Below are 17,462 nucleotides of genomic sequence, written 5' to 3'. Positions count from 1 at the left end.
GTCATCGTCCAGGAGGTTTTTCCATGACAGTCATTTCCATGTTGATCCACGGCGAGCGTGTGCAAGCCACGGGCGGCACAACCTTCGAGCGCCGCAACCCGCTGGACGGCAGCGTTGCCACGACCGCCCCGGCCGCCACCGTGGCCGATGCGAGGGCCGCTGCCGACGCCGCTGCCAAGGCCTTCCCTGGCTGGTCTGCGCTGGGGCCGAACGTGCGCCGCGCGTTGCTGCTCAAGGCGGCGCAGGCGATCGAAGCCAAGGGCGACGCCTTCGCCGCCGCCATGGCGGCAGAGACGGGCGCCTCCGGCCTCTGGGCCGGCTTCAACGTGCACCTGGCGGCGGGCCTGCTGCAAGAGGCCGCGGCGCTCACCACCCAAATCGCGGGCGAGGTCATTCCGTCGGACGTGCCCGGCAGCCTGGCCATGGGCGTGCGCCAGGCCGCTGGCGTGGTGCTGGGCATCGCGCCGTGGAACGCGCCGGTCATATTGGGCGTGCGCGCCATCGCTACGCCGCTGGCCTGCGGCAACACGGTGATCTTGAAGGGCTCCGAACTCAGCCCCGCCACGCACGGCCTGATCATCGAGGCCCTGCAGGAGGCCGGCCTGCCGCCCGGCGTGGTGAACTTCGTGACCAACGCCCCGGCGGATGCCGGCGCGGTGGTGGAGGCCATCGTGGCCCACCCGGCCGTGCGGCGCGTGAACTTCACCGGCTCCACCCATGTCGGCCGCATCATCGCGCAGACCTGCGCCAAATACCTCAAGCCGGCAGTGCTGGAGCTGGGCGGCAAGGCGCCTCTGCTGGTGCTGGACGACGCTGACCTGGACGCTGCCGTGGCGGCCACGGTGTTCGGCTCCTTCGCCAATTCGGGGCAGATCTGCATGTCCACCGAACGCATCGTGGTGGACGCATCGGTGGCCGACGCCTTCGTGGCGCAGCTGGCTGAACGCGCCCGCGCCCTGCCGCTGGGCGACCCACGCAAGGGCCCGGTAGTGTTGGGCTCGGTGGTGGACATGGCCACGGTCGAGCGCTGCAACGCGCTGATCGACGACGCGCTGGCCAAAGGCGCCACGCTGGTCTGCGGCGGCCGCAGCGACAGCACGCTGATGCAGGCCACCGTGCTCGACCACGTGACGGCCGACATGCGCATCTACCGCGAAGAATCGTTCGGCCCCGTCAAGCCCGTGGTGCGGGTGAACGGCGTGGAAGAGGCGATCGCCTGCGCCAACGACAACGAATTCGGCTTGTCCGCCGCCGTCTTCAGCCGCGACGTGGCCAAAGCCTGGAACGTGGCGGCCCGCATCGAATCGGGCATTTGCCACGTCAACGGGCCGACGGTGCACGACGAAGGGCAGATGCCGTTCGGCGGCGTGAAAAGCTCCGGCTACGGCCGGTTCGGCGGCATGGCCGGGGTGCGCGAATTCACCGAGCTGCGCTGGATCACGGTGCAGACGACGCCGCGCCACTACCCTTTCTGATGCTATTAAAATAATAGCTATCAGCGCATGCTAGTCAAGCGCTGGCGGCCGATTTGGCTTGGTCGGTTGTATGCCTCAGACGGTAGCCAGAAAACACCCGTTCGCCCTGAGTTCGTCGAAGGGCTTCTTTGAACAGGCACTTGCAGACAAGCCTTTGGCAAGCTCAGGCCGAACGGCGGGAGGTGTATGAGGCCTGTGTCGATTCAGGCGATTCTGCTCTGAATCGACGCTCAGAACGTCACGCCCGCCACCAGGATCACGTTGGCGTACGGCGTGCATTCGCCGGTGCGCACCATCACGCGGGCCTGGGCCGTCAGGCGCTTGAAGTCTTCGTGCGGCAGCTGCTCGGGCACCATCGGCAGCGTGCACCAGCCGGGCAGGGCGCCGCCAGGCTCGCGCTGAACGGCCTCGGTGGCGATCACGGCGCGCTCCACCTGCAGCTCGGTCAGCACGGCGCGCAGCACGTCGGCCACGGTGGGCAGGCCCGGCGTCACGGCCAGGTCGATGCGGCGCGGGCCGCTGGGAATGGGCAGGCCCACGTCGCCGATGACCAGCATGTCGCCATGGCCCATGCAGGCGATGGCGTGGGAGAGTTCGGCGTGCAGCAAGGCGGTGCGTTTCACGACAGCAGGATCCAGTCAGGCGGTTGCGGGCAGCGCGCCACGGCGGCGCGGGTGGGAATGGAAGGCTGAGCGCCGTGCTGCATCACGCACACGGCGGCGGCGCGCATGCCTTTGCACACGGCGGAATCCAGCGATTCGCCGCGCGCCAGCGCCACGGCCAGCGCGCCCAGAAAGGTGTCGCCGGCAGCCGTGGTGTCCACGGCGGGCACGGCCAGGCCGGGGTGGTAGCGTGCGCCCTTCGCATCGGCGGCCACGGCACCGGCAGCCCCCAGCGTGACGACGACCTGTGCCGGGCCGCGACCGCGCAGCGCGTGGGCGGCGTCGGCGGCATCCTGCGGGTGGTCGATGGCGCGGCCGGCCAGCTCGGCGGCTTCGACCTCGTTGACGACCAGCGTGTCGACCAGCGCCCACAGCGTCTCAGGCATCGGCTGCATGGGCGAAGGGTTCAGCCGCACCGGGCAACCCGCCGCGCGCGCCTGGTGGGCGGCGGCCAGCACTTCGTCGATGGGGCATTCAAACTGCAGAACCAGGCCCTGGGCGTCGTGCAGCGCAGGGGCGAGCAGGGCGGCGTCCAGCCTGAACCGCGCATTGGCGCCGGGCACCACCACGATGCGGTTCTGCCCGGTCGCTTCCACGGTGATGGCGGCCACGCCAGTGGGCTCGCGCGGGTCGGTCTGCACGCCGGCATGGTCGATGCTGTCGGCCTCCAGCGCGGCGCGCAGCGCGCGGCCGTTGCCGTCGTCGCCCACCCGGCCGAACAGCGCCACCCGCGCGCCCTGGCGCGCGCAGGCCACGGCCTGGTTGCCACCCTTGCCGCCGGGCACCTGCGCCAGGCCCTGGGCCAGCACGGTTTCACCGGCCTGCGGGGCGCGCTCGACCTGCAGCACCAGGTCCATGTTGAGGCTGCCGACGACGGCAATGCGGGGCGTGGTCAAGCGATCATTCATGAGGAGTCGGCACAGGCGAGAAAGAGGACGAGGAGGCGGAGGAAGAAGCGGCGGAAAACACGGCGGTGGAGGCACGCACGCGCAGCTCGGGCTGCAGCATCACCTGCCGCGCAGCCTGCCGCTTGCCGTCGATGCGCTCGAGCAGCATATCCACCGCCTGCGCGCCGATGCGCTGTTTGGGCTGGGCGACGGTGGTCAGCGGCGGGCTGGTAAAGGCGGCCAGTTCGATGTCGTCGAAGCCGACGAGCGACAGCGCCTCGGGCACGCGCAAGCCCCGCTCGTGCGCGGCGCACAGCGCGCCCATGGCCATCAGGTCGTTGCACACGAAGACGGCGCTGGGCGGCGCGGCCGAACGCAGCAGCGCGTGCATGGCGTCGTAGCCGCCCTGGCTGGTGAAGTGGCCGTCCCACAGCAGGGCGTCGCCGTGGTCGCACCCGGCACCGGCCAAGGCGCTGCGCCAGCCGGCGATGCGCTGCTCGCTGGGGCGCAATCCCGCCGGGCCGTGGATGCAGGCGATGCGCCGGTGCCCCAGCGCCAGCAGATGCTGCGTGGCCAGCTGGCCGCCCTGCATGTGCGCGGTCTCCACCAGGTCGCCCGGTTGCTCGTCGATTTCGATTTCCCGATCGACCAGCACGGTGGGCACCTGCAGGCCCGCCAGCTGCGTGGGCAGGGTGGCGTCGTGGCCGGTGGAGACGACGATCAGCCCGTCGATGCGGCGCTCGGCCAGCACCTGCAGGTAGCTGCCCTGGCGGTGCGGCTCGTCGTTGGTGTTGCACAGAATGAGGTTGTAGCCGGCGCCGAACGCACGGTCTTCCACCGCATGCACGATCTCGGCAAAGTACGGGTTGGAGCTGTTGGGAATCAGCATGCCAAGCGTGCGCGTGTTGTTGCGCTTGAGGCTGCGGGCGATGGCGCTGGGCACGTAGCCCAGAGCGCGAATGGCGTGCTCCACGCGCTCGCGCCCCTCGGCGCTGACGTGCCGGGTACCGTTGACCACGTGCGACACCGTGGTGACGGACACCTGGGCGTGCTGTGCGACGTCCTTGATCGTGGCCATGGTGTCAGATCTTTAACCGGCTGTCAGTGGATCGCGCGGCGCTGGCGCAGCGTGTCGATGATCACGGCGGCCACGATCACGCAGCCGGTGATGATGCGTTTGCTGGGCTCGCTGGCGCCCACCTGGGCCAGGCCCGCCTCCAGCACCGCGATGATCAGCACGCCGAACGCGGTGGTCACCACCGAGCCGCGCCCGCCCATCAGGCTGGTGCCGCCGATCACCACGGCGGCGATCACCTGCAGCTCCATGCCGCTGCCGGCGTTGGGGTCGGCCGCTTCCAGTCGTGCGGACTGCATCAGGCCCGCCAGGCCGGCCAGCAGGCCGGTGACCGCGAAAACGATGATGCGGATGGGGCGCGGATCGACCCCCGCCAGCCGCATGGCCTCTTCATTGGTGCCGATGCCCACCACGCTGCGGCCGAACACCGTGCGCGTCAGGATCAACTGCGCCACCACCACCAGCACCAGCGCGATCAGGAACGCCACCGAGATGCCGCCGAAGAATGGCGCTGCCAGCCAAGAGATGGCGTCGCCCACGTACTGCGTGCGCGAATCGGTCACCAGGTAGGCGCTGCCGCGCACGGCCTCCAACATGCCCAGCGACACGATGAACGACGGCAACCGCCACGCCACCGAAATGGCGCCGGTGACCGTGCCGCACACCAGCCCCGTGGCCAGCGCCAGCGCGGCGGCGGCCGGCACGGGCCAGCCCCATTGCAGGATGGCCGCGGCCGAGGTGGCGGCGGCCAGCGCCATCACCGAGCCCACCGACAGGTCGATGCCCGCGATGATCAGCACGAAGGTCATGCCCACGGCCATCACGGCCAGCGCCGGGATTTCATTGGCGATGGTGACGAAGGTCTCCACGCTCCAGAAGTATTCGGACATCCACGAAAAGAGGCCCACCATGCCGGCCAGCACTAGGCCCAAGCCCAGGTAGGTGCCCAGCTGGGTGCGCCAGATCGGCGTGACGCGAACGGGTGGCACGGCTGCAGTCGCGGACGGCGCGGCGGAGGGATTCGGTGTGGCGTTCATGCGGCAACAGGAGAAGAAGAGGTCGCCGGGGCCGGGCGGCCCGCAGCATCGGAAAAGGCAGCGGCCAGCAGCGACTGCTCGGACCACTGGCCGCGCTCGAACACCGCTACCAACCTGCCGGCGCTCATCACGCCGATGCGGTCGGCCATGGCCATCAGCTCGCGCAGGTCGGACGACACCATCAGCAGCGCGCGGCCCTCGTTGGCCATGCGGTCGAGCTCGCCATAAATTTCGGCGCGGGCGCCCACGTCCACGCCGCGCGTGGGCTCGTCCAGCAGCAGCACGCGCACGGGGCGGTGCAGCCAGCGGGCAAACACCACCTTCTGCTGGTTGCCGCCCGACAGCTCGCCCACGGGCTGTTCGCCGCCCAGGCAGCGAATGCGCAGCGTGCGGATGAAGCCCTGCACCAGATCGTGCTCGCGCGCGCGCCGCAGCCAGCCGCCGCGCGACACGGCGGACAGGTCCGACAGCGTGGCGTTGATGCGAATGGGCTGGGCCAGCAGCAGGCCTTGCGACTTGCGGTCTTCGGTCACCAGGCCCACGCCGGCGGCAATGGCCTGCAGCGGCGAGGCGAAGCCCCGGGTGAATGTCTTGAAAATGCCGTTTGCTATTTTTTTTGTAGCTGCTTGCGCTTGACCATCAAGCGCTAGAGGCCGATTTGGCTCAAATTCTTGCTCCGGCAGCGCGATGCTGCCGCGATCCGCCCGGTCGGCGCCGAACAGCAGGCGCAGCAGCTCGGTGCGGCCCGAGCCCACCAGCCCGGCAATGCCGAACACCTCGCCCGCGTGCAATTGAAGGCTCACGTCCTGCACGGCGCCGGCACGGGCTATGCCCTGCACCTGCATCACCACGGGGCCGGCCGTGCGGCGCGGGCGGTGCTCCAGGTCGCTGACTGAGCGGCCCACCATGCGGCGCACCAGGTCGTCTTCCGACAGGCCCGCCATGGGGCTGGCGTCCACCAGCAGGCCATCGCGCAGCACCGCCACGCGGTCGGCGATGCGGCGCAGTTCCTCCAGCCGGTGCGACACGTAGACGATGGCCACGCCACGCGCCGTCAGCCGCGCGATCTGCTCGAACAGGTAGTTCGTCTCGCGCGGGGTGAGCATGGCGGTGGGCTCGTCCAGCACCAGGATGCGCGTGTCGTCCTGCAGGTTGCGGGCGATCTCCACCATCTGCTGCTGGCCGATGCCCAGCTGCGACACCGGCGTGCCCGGGTCGATGGATTCGAGGCCGATCTTGGCCAGCTGCGCGCGGGCTGCCGCATGCAGCGCACCGCGCTGGAGCCAGCCGGCCGTGTTCGGCATGCGGCCCAGCAGCAGGTTTTCGGCCACCGTCAGCGTGGGCACCAGGCCCAGCTCCTGCATGACCATGCGCACGCCCAGCCGCTCGGCGTCCTGGCGCGACTCGGGCATGAACGCCTCGCCCGCCAGCCGCATGCCGCCGCGCGTGGCGGGCGTCAGGCCGCAGACGATCTTCGACAGCGTGCTCTTGCCCGCGCCGTTCTCGCCCGTCAGCGCCAGCACCTCGCCCGCGTTCAACGCCAGCGTCACGTCATTGAGCACCGTGGTGCCGTGGTAGTCCTTGCCCACCGCGTCGATGTGCAGCAGGGGCGTGGCCGGGGCGGGTGGGGTGGCGGAGGGTGTGTGGGGCATGGTGCGGATTGCGTGGTGCCTAGTGCGGCGGTTGAGCCACCGCCTCCGTTCGGGCTGAGCTTGTCGAAGCCAGGGTGCCTGTGGGGCAGCCCTTCGACCCAGCTCAGGGCGAACGGGTAATGGAAGAGGGCGGCGCAGAAATGCTCATGGCTTGAGTGGTGAACCCAGCTCAGCGAAGCGGCTCTGGCGAGGCGCCGTGTCGCAGGCAGTACGAGTAGTACGACAAGACACGGCGACAACGCCACAAGAGCCGGGTTCGCCGCTCTGGGCCTTACTTGCTGCCCTTGGTGACCAGCACCACGTCGGTCTTCACCTCGGCAGGCAGTTGCGCTTGCGGGGTCTTCGCGGCCATTGCCTTTTGCGCCAGCTCGATGCCGAACACGGCCTGCTTGGCGGCATATTGGTCGGCCGTGGCCAGCACGCGGCCGTCGGCCAGCATGGGCTTGATGGCCTGGATGTTGTCGTAGCCCACCACCTGCACCTTGCCCGCCTTGCCCGATGCCTTCACGGCCGCCACGGCGCCCAGCGCCATGCTGTCGTTGCCGGTCAGCAGGGCCACCAGGTCGGGGTGCTCGCGCAGCATGCCGGCCGAAACGGTGTTGCCCTTTTCGATCTCCCACTGGCCCGACTGCACGCCGACCACGGTGATGTTGGCGGCCTTCATCGCGTCCTGAAAACCCAGCGTGCGCTGCTGCGCGTTGAACGTGGTGGACACGCCTTCGACGATGCCCACCTTGTCGCCCGCCTTCAGTTGCTTGGCCAGAAAGTCGCCCACCAGCTTGGCGCCGGCGCGGTTGTCCGGGCCGACGAAGGGCACGTTGATGCCCTTTTCCTTCAGCGCATCGGCGTCCAGGCGGTTGTCGATGTTGATCACGATCACGCCCTTGTCGATGGCGGCCTTGACGGCCGGCACCAGCGCCTTGGAATCGGCCGGAGCCAGCACGATGGCGCTGGCCTTCTGCGCCACGGCCTGCTCCACCATCTTGATCTGCGCGGCCGTGTCCGTCTCGTTCTTGATGCCGTTGGCCACCAGCGTGTATTCGCTGGCATGCGCCTTCTGGTGCGCCTTGGCGCCGTCTTCCATCGTGCGGAAGAACTCGTTGGCGAGCGACTTCATCACCAGGGCGATCTTGGGCTTGCTGTCCTGCGCAAAGGCGGGGCTGGCCAGCAGGCCACCCATCAGGGCGAGGGCGGCGGCGGTCTGAACGGAGCGGCGGGTGAACGGCATGGTGTCTCCAGTGCGGTGAGTAAAGGTCGGCTCGAACGCGCTGCGGCTCACCGGAGCGGGTCGAGGTTGCGGATGATATCGATGTAAAACGTTTGCGCAAACGTTTGCGCTTGGTGGTTTACCCGCGGTTGCTGCTGTTGATGCGAGATGAATAACGGCAAAGGAAGCGGGTTGGTAACTCGGTCACTCTGCGTCCATGCCGCTGGTTGGGTGGTAGCCAGCTTGTTTGGCAGTAACTGAGTCACTGACAAATAACGGTATTCAGGGCTTGGGCTTTACAAGCCACACTGGCAGTGGGGTATGCCTCAGGCCCGTCGGTGGGTCTGTTCCAAATGGCTCGATTGCCCCGCCGATGCGCAGCGCGAAAGCGACTGGCAGATATGCGGGCATCCCTGCTGCTAACCTGAGCCGGGGCAAGACGGATGGGTCGGTCGAGCGCTGTGGGGATTGCTGCAGCGATGCGAAGGCAAAACAGCCCGCAGCACCAACTTGTCAGTCTTCGTCACGCTTGTCTCGTTTCTTGCCCAAACGCTTGATGATCCTCTCGATCAACCTTGCCTCGGTTTCTGTGAACTGGGCTTCGTGGCCAGCTTCAGTCGTCTGGATTTTCTTCTTGAGTTTCAGCAATCTGTAACCGCCGTAGCCAAGGCCTGCAGCACCGCCTGCCGCAGCGCCGCCAACAGCAAGCGGAATCCAGAGAGGCGTGGCGGAGATGATGCCGATCGACATCAAAGCGCCCGTTATGCCCGTGGCGCCGATAGTTGTGCCAAAAATTCCGGCACCGCCGATGATGCTCCCCGCAGCGCCGGAGAGATAAACCGCACCGGCTCCAAGAACTGTCGAGGCTGCGGTGAGTAGGCCGCCGATTGCAGCGGTGCTGAGGTAAGTGCCGGCGACATAGCCCGCGGCGGAAGTGACGATCATTCCCCCGGCGGCATGCGGAACCAATGTTCCGCCTGCAGCCAGCGCAGCGACGATGGGGATGAGTGGCAGGGGCATTCAATTCTCCGAGTTCTTCTGAACTAACCACGCAAACGGATTGGGTCAAGGCATCTCAGGAAGTGATGCGCTAACCACTTCAGCAAGCGATGTTCGCTGCCGGCTCGGAGCCATCGTAGCTGGCTCGTGTCACTCTCGGCGGTCTATCAGCCTATGCTGAACTGAAGTTTCTTTGCTCGCAAGATCGCCAACTCCTCAAGCCGCAGGCCCCCGCAACTCCCGCCGCAAAATCTTCCCCACATTCGTCTTGGGTAGGCTATCCCGAAACTCGATGTGCCTGGGCCGCTTGTACCCCGTCAAGTGCTCTTCGCAGTGCCGGGCCACATCGTCTTCACTCAATGCCGGGTCGCTGCGCACCACGAAGACCTTGATCGCCTCGCCCTGCTTCTCGTCGGCAATGCCGATGGCCGCGCATTCCAGCACGCCGGGGCAGAGGGCCACCACCTGTTCCACCTCGTTGGGGAACACGTTGAAGCCGCTCACCAGAATCATGTCTTTCTTGCGGTCGATGATGCGGGTGTAGCCCTGGGCGTCCATCACGCCGATGTCTCCGGTGCGCATGAAGCCGTCGGCGGTGAAGGCCTTGGCGTTCTCTTCGGGCTGCTGGTAGTAGCCCTGCATGACGTTGGGGCCCTTGATGCAGATCTCGCCCGATTCGCCCTGCGCCAGGCTCTCGCCCGCGTCGTTCTTGATGGCGATGTCGATGCCCGGCAGCGGCAGGCCGATGCTGCCGGTGAACGCGGCGTTGTCCACCGGGTTGTTGGTGCCGATGGCGCAGGTCTCGCTCATGCCCCAGCCTTCGATCATGGTGCTGCCCGTCACCTTCTGCCATTCGCGCGCCGTGCTTTCGGTGGCGGCCATGCCGCCGGCCTGCGACACGCACAGCGGGCCGAAGTCGAGCGCGCGGAACTGCGGGTTTTGCAAGAGCGCGTTGAACAGCGTGTTCACCGCCGGCAGCATGTGGAAGGGGCGTTTCTTCAGCACCGCGACGAACTTCGGAATGTCGCGCGGGTTCGGGATCAGCGTGAGGTGCGAGCCCTGGCGGATGGCCAGCAGGCACAGCGTGAGCGCGAAGATGTGATAAAGCGGCAGCGCGGCGATGGAGTTGGCGCGGCTCAGGTCGCCCACCTTGGCCAGCGCGGGTGTGAACCACGCTTCGGCTTGCAGCGTGGCGGCGACGATGTTGCGGTGGGTCAGCACCGCGCCCTTCGACAGCCCGGTGGTGCCGCCGGTGTATTGCAAGAAGGCAGCCGAATCGAGCGTGGCCGTGCTGCGCGCCAGCGTGCGCCGATCGCCCTGCGCCAGCGCAGCGTTGAAGCCCGTCACCTTGCGGCCGTGGGACAGCGGCAGCGCATAGGCCGGCACCATCTTGGCCAGGTGCCGCACGGCGAAGGTGATCCAGCGGCCGTACACCGGCCCCAGCAGGTCGCCCATGGCGGCCATCACCACGTGCTGCACGGCGGTGCGGTCGATCACCTCGGCCAGCGTGCGGGCGAAGTTCTCCAGGATGAGGATGGCCTCGGCGCCGGAGTCCTTCAACTGGTGTTCCAGCTCGCGCGCGGTGTAGAGCGGGTTCACGTTCACGCAGGTGTAGCCCGCGCGCAGCACGGCCGCCATGGTCACGGCGAACTGCGGCACGTTGGGCAGCATGATCGCCACGCGCGCTCCGGGCGCCAGGCCCTGGCCTTGCAGCCAGGCGCCGAGCTGGGTGGACAGCCTGTCCAGCTCGCCATAGCTCATCCACTGGTCCATGCAGACCGAGAACGGATTGGCGGCATGCTTCTTGAACGATTCCTCGAGCAGATGCGCCACCGAGCGGTACTGCTCGGGGTCGATGTCGTGCGGCACGCCAGCCGGGTAGTGCGCCAGCCAGGGGCGATGCATGGTCATGGGCCAAGTCTCCTTCGCCGCATTCTGGAAGCCGCAGACGTGCTGGTCGCCCCGGGCTTTACCTAGTGTGCTGTCGCGCAGGTGAAGTGGGCTCTTGACGGCGGTTTTGAGTCAAAATGACCTGTAGCGCTTATCTAGTAAGCGCAAGTAGCTATTAAATTAATAGCGAATGGGTTCGAGCAGGTCTATCGGCCAGGCGGGCCCATCCGCAAAAAGAAGGACACAGCATGACGAATGCGCGCTGGCAGCGCTGGATGGTGGGAGCGAACCTGGCGCTCACCATCGCCTGGGTGGTGTGGCAATGGCCGCGGTCGCCGGGCTGGGCGCTGGGCGGGCCGGTGCTGGCGCTGCTGGGCTTTCGGCTGCTGATGGGTCTGCAGTTCGTGTTGATGGCGCGCGCCAACCGGGCCGACCCGACGCCAGCGCCCAGCGGGCTGCAGGTGCTGCGCGCCTGGTGGGCCGAAACCGGCTGGGCCACGCGGGTCTTCGGCTGGTGGCAGCCGTTTCGCCACCAGGCCATTGCCGACTGGCTGCCGGATCGCTCGGCGACGGATTCGGCGGTGGGCGCGTCCACAGGCACGGACGCGCCGCGCGGCGTGGTGCTGGTGCACGGCTTCCTGTGCAATCGGGGGTTCTGGACGCCCTGGCTGCCACTGCTGCGCGCGCGCGGCCATGCCTTCGTGGCCGTCAACCTGGAGCCGCCCTTTGGCTCCATCGACGACTACGCGCCCATCATCGATGCGGCCGTGCGCCGGGTGACCGAGGCCACGGGCCGCGCGCCGGTGGTCATCGGCCACAGCATGGGCGGCATTGCTGCGCGGGCCTGGCTGCGCGCCTGCGACGCCGGCCGGGCCGAGGCCTGCGCGCACCGCGTCGTCACGCTCGGCTCGCCCCACGGCGGCACCTGGGCGGGCCGCTTCAGCCATGCGGTGAACGGCCGGCAGATGGCGCTGGAAGGCGAATGGGTGCAGGCGCTGCGCCGCGACGAGCCGGCCGGCCGCGCGGCGCGCTTCACCTGCTTTTATTCCAGCTGCGACAACATCGTCTTCCCGGCACGCACCGCCACGCTGGCGGGGGCGGACAACCGCTTCGTCGAAGGTGTGGCGCACGTGCAGATGGCGTTCCACCCGCCGGTCATGCAGGCCTGCCTGCAATTGCTGGAGGATTGATCGCACCCAGGCCCGGCAGATCCAATGCGGCCAGCGCCTGACACGCGGCATGGTCGAAGGGCGTGTGGGGCTCTTGGCCGATGAGCGCTTGCAACCGCGTGTTGTCCAGACGGTAAGGCGTGTGCCAGAGGTAGCGCATGGAGGCCAGTGACGCGAGGGTGGGCACGACCAGGCCGGCCATTCGCACCAGCGTCCAGTTCAAGCGAGACACGCGCAGCGCGCCAGCGGCAGGCAGCCAGCCGCGCTCGGCAGCACAGGCCGTCAGGTTGTCCAGCCATGGCTGCGCGGCGACCGCATGGCCGGCGAAATGCAGGCAATCGAACGCGGCCAGGCTGTGGCGTTCCTCGGCCACCCGCACGAAGGCACGGGCCAGATCGGGCAGGTAGGCCCAGGGCGTTGCGACATCCAGCGGCCCCGGCCAGGTCACACGGCCCTGCGGCAGCTTCTTGGCGATGGACTGGTCCAGCCAGCTGCCGTTGCCGCTGCCAAAAAAATCCCCCGCGCGCAGCACCACGGCCCGCATGTGCCCGTCGTGTGTGGCGGCGGCCAGGCGCTGCTCAAGTTCTCTGCGTACACGTCCTTTCAGGCCGGTGGCCGCCTGGGGCGTGTCTTCGCGCAGCACGGGCGGCATGCGTTCGCCAAAGTTGTAGACGTTGCCCGGCAGCATGAGCGTGGCGCGCAGCGCGCGCGTGACGGCAATGGCCGCATCCATTAGGGCGGGCACCTGTTCACGCCACGCCTTGTGCGTGTAGGGCGGGTTCAGCGCGTGCACCACCACCTGCGCATCTTGTGCCCGGGCCGTCAGCGCCGCCGTGTCGTGCACATTCACCGGCGCCCAGCGCACGCCGGTGATGGCGGGCAGCGCCTGCACGCTGACGGCCGGCCGCACCTGCGCCAGCACCTGCCAGCCGGCTTCGGCAAAGGCGCGTGCGGCGGCCAGCCCCAGGCGGCCGCGTGCGCCCAGAATCAGCACGGTGGCCGCAGGGTTGCCGGAGGTGGCCGGTAGGGCGTTGGCAGCAGTGATGGACATCGAAGGTCTCCACGGAGAGAACGAATGGGGGGAAACGGGGTGATTGTGGAAACCCGCGCACAACTACACAATTGGCTGTAGGTCCATACGAGGAATTCATTTTTGAATAACCAAAACCACCATGCCCAGGGCACGCTGACGCCATGAACCCCACCTTCGACTGGCGCCTGGTGCAGTCCTTTCTGGCCGCGCTCGACCAGGGCAGCCTGCTGGGCGCGGCGCGTGTGCTCCAGGCCAGCCAGCCGACCATCGGACGCCACATTGCCGAACTGGAGTCTCAACTGGGCGTGGTGCTGTTCGAGCGCACCGGGCGCGGGCTGCTGCCCAGCGCCATGGCGCTGCAGCTGGCCGAATCGGCCCGGGCCATGGAGGCGGGCGCGCACCAGCTGGCGCGCAGCGTGTCCGGCGCCGAAGGCGGTGTGAGCGGCACGGTGCGCATCACGGCCAGCCAGCCGGTGGCCTGCGTGCTGCTGCCGCCGGTGCTGGCACGCATGCGGCAGGCGCTGCCCGAGGTGCAGGTGGAGCTGGTGGCGAGCAACGAGGTGACCAATCTGCTGCGCCGCGAGGCCGACATCGCGCTGCGCATGGTGCGCCCCACGCAGGCCAGCCTGGTGGCCAAGCGCATCGGCAGCGTGGCCTTGGGTGCCTATGCCCACCGCGACTATCTGCGCCGCAAGGGCATGCCGCGCCAGCCCGCCGACCTGCTGCAGCACGAGCTGATCGGCAACGACCGGTATGAAGAGATTCAGCAGGGCTTTGCCGCCATGGGCTTTCCGGTGGAGCGCAGCCATTTCGCGTTCCGCTCCGACGACCTGATGGCCTGCTGGGAGGCCTTGCGCGCGGGGCTCGGTGTGGGCTTCGTCGGCCACTACATGGCCCGCACCGACGCCGCCGTGGTGGCCGTGCTGCCAGCGTTGCCGCTGCCCGCTTTACCGATCTGGCTGACTGTGCACCGTGAGATCCGCACCAGCCAGAGGATTCGCGCGGTGTACGACTTTTTGTCGCGCGAGGTGCCTGCTGCGTTGTAGCGCCGCACGCTCAGCGCGGCGGCAGATCGCTCTCGATCAGGTGGTGGCCAGGCTTTGTGGCTCGCCACGCGCGTCGGCCGCGAATTCGGGCTGGCCGGCCAGGCGCTCATAGATTGGCGCGAAGTCCGGCGCGGTCATCTGGAAGAGCTGCTCGAAATCGTCGATCACGAAGTAGGTCTTCTGAAAGCTGTCGATCTGGTAGCGCGTGCGCATGGTGCGTTCCAGCTGCAGCGGCAGGCGCTGCGGCTCGGGGCTGCGCACGCTGAACGGCAGCTCGCCGGCCGAACTGAGGATGCCCGCGCCATACGCCCGCAGGCCGTCGGGCTGGCGGATCAGGCCGAATTCGATGGTGTACCAGTACAGGCGCGAGAGCATCTCGCAGGCGCCCAGGTCGTGCGCCTTCAGCCCGCCCTGGCCGTAGCGCTGCACGTAGTCAGCGAACACCGGGTTGAAGAGCAGCGGCACATGGCCGAACAGGTCATGAAAGATGTCGGGCTCGACGATGTAGTCGAACTCTTCAGGCGTGCGAATCCAGTCGGTCACCGGAAACTTGCGGTTGGCCAGCAGCGTGAAAAAAGGCACTTCCGGAATGAGCCCGGGCACGCCCACGATCTCCCAGCGCGTGGCCCGCCAGAGCCGTTCGTTGATCTCGTCGAAGCGCGGAATGCGGTCGCGCGCGCCCAGCGAGGGCAGGGCGGCGATGAACGCGTCGCTGGCCAGCCCCGGCAGCAGGGCCGACTGGCGCTCGTACAAGCGCCGGTAGGTGTCGTGGTCTGCCGGCGTGTAGGCGCTGAAGTCCTGCGGGCAGGTGTAGTCGGCGCCGCAGCGGGCATAGTCGCCGCGCGGCGGCCGGCTGGATTGTCCGTAGACGACGGGTGCTTGTCCCATGGCTTGTCTCCTAGGTGGTTGTCGGTCGAATGGGCCGACTTGGCACCGCGGACGCCCGGGCGTGCTGCGGCTAGTCGGTCTTGATCTTGGCTGCCTTGATCAGGAAGCCGTATTTGCTGTGTTCCGAGCGCACGAAGGTGCCGAAGGCGCCCAGCGTCAGCTCTTCGGGCGCGAGGCCCATCGCGCGGAACTGCTCGCGGCCCGCGGGCGACTGCATGGCTGCGGTGAAGGCGGTGGCGTATTTCTGCGCCGCAGCCGGCGGCAGCGATGCGGGGGCGAACAGCCCGAACCAGGTCGACACGTTGAAGCCCGGCACTTCGCTGTTGATGCTGGGCACCTTGGGCAAGGCTTCGTCGCTGCCCAGCGAGGTAACGCCCAGCGCCACCAGCTTGCCCGACCGGATCAACGGCAGCGACGAGGCCAGGTTGTCGAAGGCCAGCGCCACGCTGCCTTCCTGCAGCGCCTTGAGCGCCGGGCCCGCGCCCTGGAACGGCGTGTGGGCCATGCGGGTGTTGGTGAGCGACTTGAACATCTCGCCCGCGATATGGCCGATGCTGCCGTTGCCGCCCGAGCCGTATTTCAGCGTGTCGGGGTGCGCCTTGAGGTACTTCACCAGGTCGCTGCTGGTCTGGATCTGCAGGCGCTTGGCGTTGCCCGCTTCCATCACCAGCACGTTGGGCGTGCGGGCCACCAGCACGATGGGCGTGAAGTCCGCGATCGGGTCGTAGGGGAAGGGCTTGGTCAACCAGGGGTTCACCGCGTGCGTGGCGACCGCGCCCATCACCAGCAGGTTGCCGCCCGCAGGCGCCTTGGCGACCAGATCCGCCCCGGTGTTGCCGCCCGCTCCTGGCTTGTTCTGCACCGTGACGGCGCCCAACTGCGTTGCCGCTGCCGTGGCCAGGATGTGCGCCGCCTTGTCCAGCGGCCCGCCTGCCGGGTAGGGCACCACGATGCTCAGCGGCGCGGCTGCGTTCTGCGCCTGGGCCATGCCTGCGGCACTTGCCAGCAAGGCAGTGAACACAACCGGGAAGAGGCCCGGAAAAAGGGCCAGGAAATGAGAGCGGCGCAGCATGGGTCTCCTTGTCTTCGATTTGGGCGAAGCGCGGAGTATAGGGAGCCATGTTGCAGTGCAGCACAGGCGTGCGTCCCGAGTGATGGAAACGTGACCTGTGCGGCGAAGGCGGCGCTGGCCTTACAGCACGCCGCGGCGCATCTGGTCGAGCTCGATGCTCTCGAACAGTGCCTTGAAGTTGCCGTTGCCGAAGCCATCGTCGCCCTTGCGCTGGATGAACTCGAAGAAGATCGGGCCCAGCTGGTTCTCGCTGAAGATCTGCAGCAAGATGGCGTCCTGCTTGCCGTCGATCAGGATCTTGCGGCGCTGCAGCTCCTCAATGCTTTCACCGTGGCCGGGAATGCGCTTGTCCACCAGCTCGTAATACGTGTCGATGGTGTCCAGCAGCCGCACGCCGGCGCCGCGCAGCGCATCGACGGTGGCGTACAGATCGTCCGAGCCCATGGCGATGTGCTGGATGCCCTCGCCGTTGTACATGTCCAGGTATTCCTGGATCTGGCCGGCCTTTTCCTTGCCCTCTTCATTGATCGGGATGCGGATCTTTCCGCAGGGGCTGGTCATGGCCTTGCTCTTGACGCCCGTCACCTGGCCTTCGATGTCGAAGTAGCGGATCTCGCGGAAGTTGAAAAACCGCTCGTAAAAGTTGGCCCATTCGATCATGCGGCCCCGGTGCACGTTGTGCGTCAGGTGGTCGATGTACGTCAGGCCGTGGCCCTTGGGGTTCAGCGCCTCTTCGGCCGACACGCCGGGCAGCGGCTCGAAGTCCACGTCGAAGAAGCCGATGTTGCCGATGTCGCCGGGCGCTGCGCCGCCCTTGCCGCGCCACCGGTCCACCAGGTAGATCACGCTGTCGCCAATGCCCTTGATGGCGGGAATGTTCAGCTCTCCCGGGCCGGCCGAACCCGCGAAGCCCCAGGCGCCCAGGTTCAGCGCGCGTTCGTAGGCGGCCTTGGCGTCGTGCACGCGAAAGGCGATGGCGCAGACGCTGGGGCCGTGCAGGCGGGCAAAGCGCTGCGCGAAGCTGTCGGGCTCGCCATTGATGATGAAGTTGATCTGCCCTTGGCGGTACAGCGTCACGTTCTTGTGGCGGTGGCGGGCCACGGGCTTGAAGCCCATGCCTTCGAACACCAGGCCCATGGCCTGCGGGTCGGGTGCGGCGAACTCGATGAACTCGAAACCGTCGGTGCCCATGGGGTTCTCCCAGGCGGCAGTGTCCTGGGCGGCAGTCTGGGGCAGGGGGGTGTTCATGGGGCGGGTCTCCGTGCGGTGCGTTGATCGGTATCAATGCACTGTAGGCGCAGCCCGGCTCATGTTTCTGGCGTAAATCGCGTCTGCATGCGCTGGCTACGCAGGAAAACTGCAAGCCAGTT

At 67.8% G+C, this 17,462-nt stretch carries 15 protein-coding genes; 3 read left to right on the top strand and 12 right to left on the bottom strand.

Annotated elements, in window-relative coordinates; translation table 11 throughout:
* The first annotated feature begins 23 nt into the window (after positions 1 to 23).
* On the top strand, positions 24 to 1,475 hold the full coding sequence (locus RQI28_RS16325; RefSeq protein ID WP_311222615.1) for an aldehyde dehydrogenase: 1,452 nt from the start codon (positions 24 to 26) through the stop codon (positions 1,473 to 1,475).
* A 230-nt stretch (positions 1,476 to 1,705) separates the two neighbouring features.
* On the opposite strand, the gene rbsD is transcribed toward RQI28_RS16325, so the two are convergent.
* From rbsD to RQI28_RS16285, 8 genes are all read right to left on the bottom strand, one after another.
* Positions 1,706 to 2,098, bottom strand: a complete 393-nt coding sequence (gene rbsD / locus RQI28_RS16320; protein ID WP_311222614.1) for a D-ribose pyranase — start codon at positions 2,096 to 2,098, stop codon at positions 1,706 to 1,708.
* Positions 2,095 to 3,045: a ribokinase gene (rbsK, locus tag RQI28_RS16315; protein WP_311222613.1), complete on the bottom strand. Its 951-nt coding sequence runs from the start codon at positions 3,043 to 3,045 to the stop codon at positions 2,095 to 2,097. Before rbsK ends, rbsD begins: the two co-directional genes overlap by 4 nt.
* Positions 3,038 to 4,102: a substrate-binding domain-containing protein gene (locus tag RQI28_RS16310; RefSeq protein ID WP_311222612.1), complete on the bottom strand. Its 1,065-nt coding sequence runs from the start codon at positions 4,100 to 4,102 to the stop codon at positions 3,038 to 3,040. The genes rbsK and RQI28_RS16310 overlap by 8 nt, the downstream gene beginning before the upstream one ends.
* 23 nt (positions 4,103 to 4,125) lie before the next feature.
* Entirely contained in the window at positions 4,126 to 5,136 is a 1,011-nt protein-coding gene (locus tag RQI28_RS16305; RefSeq protein WP_311222611.1) for an ABC transporter permease, read from the bottom strand.
* The gene (locus tag RQI28_RS16300; RefSeq protein WP_311222610.1) at positions 5,133 to 6,788 is read right to left on the bottom strand and encodes a sugar ABC transporter ATP-binding protein; all 1,656 of its coding nucleotides are present in this window, start codon (positions 6,786 to 6,788) and stop codon (positions 5,133 to 5,135) included. Before RQI28_RS16300 ends, RQI28_RS16305 begins: the two co-directional genes overlap by 4 nt.
* A 271-nt stretch (positions 6,789 to 7,059) precedes the next feature.
* Entirely contained in the window at positions 7,060 to 8,016 is a 957-nt protein-coding gene (locus RQI28_RS16295) for a sugar ABC transporter substrate-binding protein (RefSeq protein ID WP_311222609.1), read from the bottom strand.
* Positions 8,017 to 8,508: 492 nt separating this feature from the next.
* Complete coding sequence (locus RQI28_RS16290) at positions 8,509 to 9,015, bottom strand: hypothetical protein (protein ID WP_311222608.1); 507 nt, start codon at positions 9,013 to 9,015, stop codon at positions 8,509 to 8,511.
* 195 nt (positions 9,016 to 9,210) lie between these two features.
* Complete coding sequence (locus RQI28_RS16285) at positions 9,211 to 10,899, bottom strand: AMP-binding protein (RefSeq protein WP_311222652.1); 1,689 nt, start codon at positions 10,897 to 10,899, stop codon at positions 9,211 to 9,213.
* Positions 10,900 to 11,132: 233 nt separating this feature from the next.
* Between RQI28_RS16285 and RQI28_RS16280 the strand changes: the two genes are divergently transcribed.
* A complete protein-coding gene (locus tag RQI28_RS16280; protein WP_311222607.1) occupies positions 11,133 to 12,074 on the top strand; it encodes an alpha/beta fold hydrolase in 942 nt (313 codons plus the stop codon).
* On the opposite strand, the gene RQI28_RS16275 is transcribed toward RQI28_RS16280, so the two are convergent.
* Positions 12,040 to 13,104 carry an NAD-dependent epimerase/dehydratase family protein gene (locus RQI28_RS16275; protein WP_311222606.1) on the bottom strand — a complete coding sequence of 355 codons (1,065 nt, stop codon included), beginning with the start codon at positions 13,102 to 13,104 and terminating at the stop codon, positions 12,040 to 12,042. The genes RQI28_RS16280 and RQI28_RS16275 overlap by 35 nt on opposite strands.
* A 143-nt stretch (positions 13,105 to 13,247) precedes the next feature.
* On the opposite strand from RQI28_RS16275, the gene RQI28_RS16270 reads away from it, so the two are divergent.
* Positions 13,248 to 14,132 carry a LysR family transcriptional regulator gene (locus RQI28_RS16270; protein ID WP_311222605.1) on the top strand — a complete coding sequence of 295 codons (885 nt, stop codon included), beginning with the start codon at positions 13,248 to 13,250 and terminating at the stop codon, positions 14,130 to 14,132.
* Between the two features lie 36 nt (positions 14,133 to 14,168).
* On the opposite strand, the gene phhA is transcribed toward RQI28_RS16270, so the two are convergent.
* From phhA to hppD, 3 genes are all read right to left on the bottom strand, one after another.
* Positions 14,169 to 15,020, bottom strand: coding sequence for a phenylalanine 4-monooxygenase (gene phhA / locus RQI28_RS16265; RefSeq protein ID WP_311222604.1), 852 nt, complete (start codon positions 15,018 to 15,020; stop codon positions 14,169 to 14,171).
* A 70-nt stretch (positions 15,021 to 15,090) separates the two neighbouring features.
* Positions 15,091 to 16,092 (bottom strand): Bug family tripartite tricarboxylate transporter substrate binding protein, encoded by a 1,002-nt coding sequence (locus RQI28_RS16260; protein WP_404976907.1) that lies wholly within the window; start codon positions 16,090 to 16,092, stop codon positions 15,091 to 15,093.
* 120 nt (positions 16,093 to 16,212) lie between these two features.
* Complete coding sequence (hppD, locus tag RQI28_RS16255; protein WP_311222603.1) at positions 16,213 to 17,340, bottom strand: 4-hydroxyphenylpyruvate dioxygenase; 1,128 nt, start codon at positions 17,338 to 17,340, stop codon at positions 16,213 to 16,215.
* Positions 17,341 to 17,462 lie beyond the last annotated feature (122 nt).

Source organism: Acidovorax sp. WCS2018Noco2-16, from assembly GCF_031843945.1.
GTDB lineage: Bacteria > Pseudomonadota > Gammaproteobacteria > Burkholderiales > Burkholderiaceae_C > Paracidovorax.
This window is presented reverse-complemented; position numbering and strand designations above follow the sequence as displayed.

Coding starts and splice junctions, on each gene's coding strand:
- RQI28_RS16325 (WP_311222615.1), top strand. CDS start 24: ATGACAGTCATTTCCATGTTGATCCACGGCGAGCGTGTGCAAGCCACG.
- rbsK (WP_311222613.1), bottom strand. CDS start 3,045: ATGAATGATCGCTTGACCACGCCCCGCATTGCCGTCGTCGGCAGCCTC.
- RQI28_RS16310 (WP_311222612.1), bottom strand. CDS start 4,102: ATGGCCACGATCAAGGACGTCGCACAGCACGCCCAGGTGTCCGTCACC.
- RQI28_RS16305 (WP_311222611.1), bottom strand. CDS start 5,136: ATGAACGCCACACCGAATCCCTCCGCCGCGCCGTCCGCGACTGCAGCC.
- RQI28_RS16300 (WP_311222610.1), bottom strand. CDS start 6,788: ATGCCCCACACACCCTCCGCCACCCCACCCGCCCCGGCCACGCCCCTG.
- RQI28_RS16295 (WP_311222609.1), bottom strand. CDS start 8,016: ATGCCGTTCACCCGCCGCTCCGTTCAGACCGCCGCCGCCCTCGCCCTG.
- RQI28_RS16290 (WP_311222608.1), bottom strand. CDS start 9,015: ATGCCCCTGCCACTCATCCCCATCGTCGCTGCGCTGGCTGCAGGCGGA.
- RQI28_RS16285 (WP_311222652.1), bottom strand. CDS start 10,899: ATGCATCGCCCCTGGCTGGCGCACTACCCGGCTGGCGTGCCGCACGAC.
- RQI28_RS16280 (WP_311222607.1), top strand. CDS start 11,133: ATGACGAATGCGCGCTGGCAGCGCTGGATGGTGGGAGCGAACCTGGCG.
- RQI28_RS16275 (WP_311222606.1), bottom strand. CDS start 13,104: ATGTCCATCACTGCTGCCAACGCCCTACCGGCCACCTCCGGCAACCCT.
- RQI28_RS16270 (WP_311222605.1), top strand. CDS start 13,248: ATGAACCCCACCTTCGACTGGCGCCTGGTGCAGTCCTTTCTGGCCGCG.
- phhA (WP_311222604.1), bottom strand. CDS start 15,020: ATGGGACAAGCACCCGTCGTCTACGGACAATCCAGCCGGCCGCCGCGC.
- RQI28_RS16260 (WP_404976907.1), bottom strand. CDS start 16,092: ATGCTGCGCCGCTCTCATTTCCTGGCCCTTTTTCCGGGCCTCTTCCCG.
- hppD (WP_311222603.1), bottom strand. CDS start 17,340: ATGAACACCCCCCTGCCCCAGACTGCCGCCCAGGACACTGCCGCCTGG.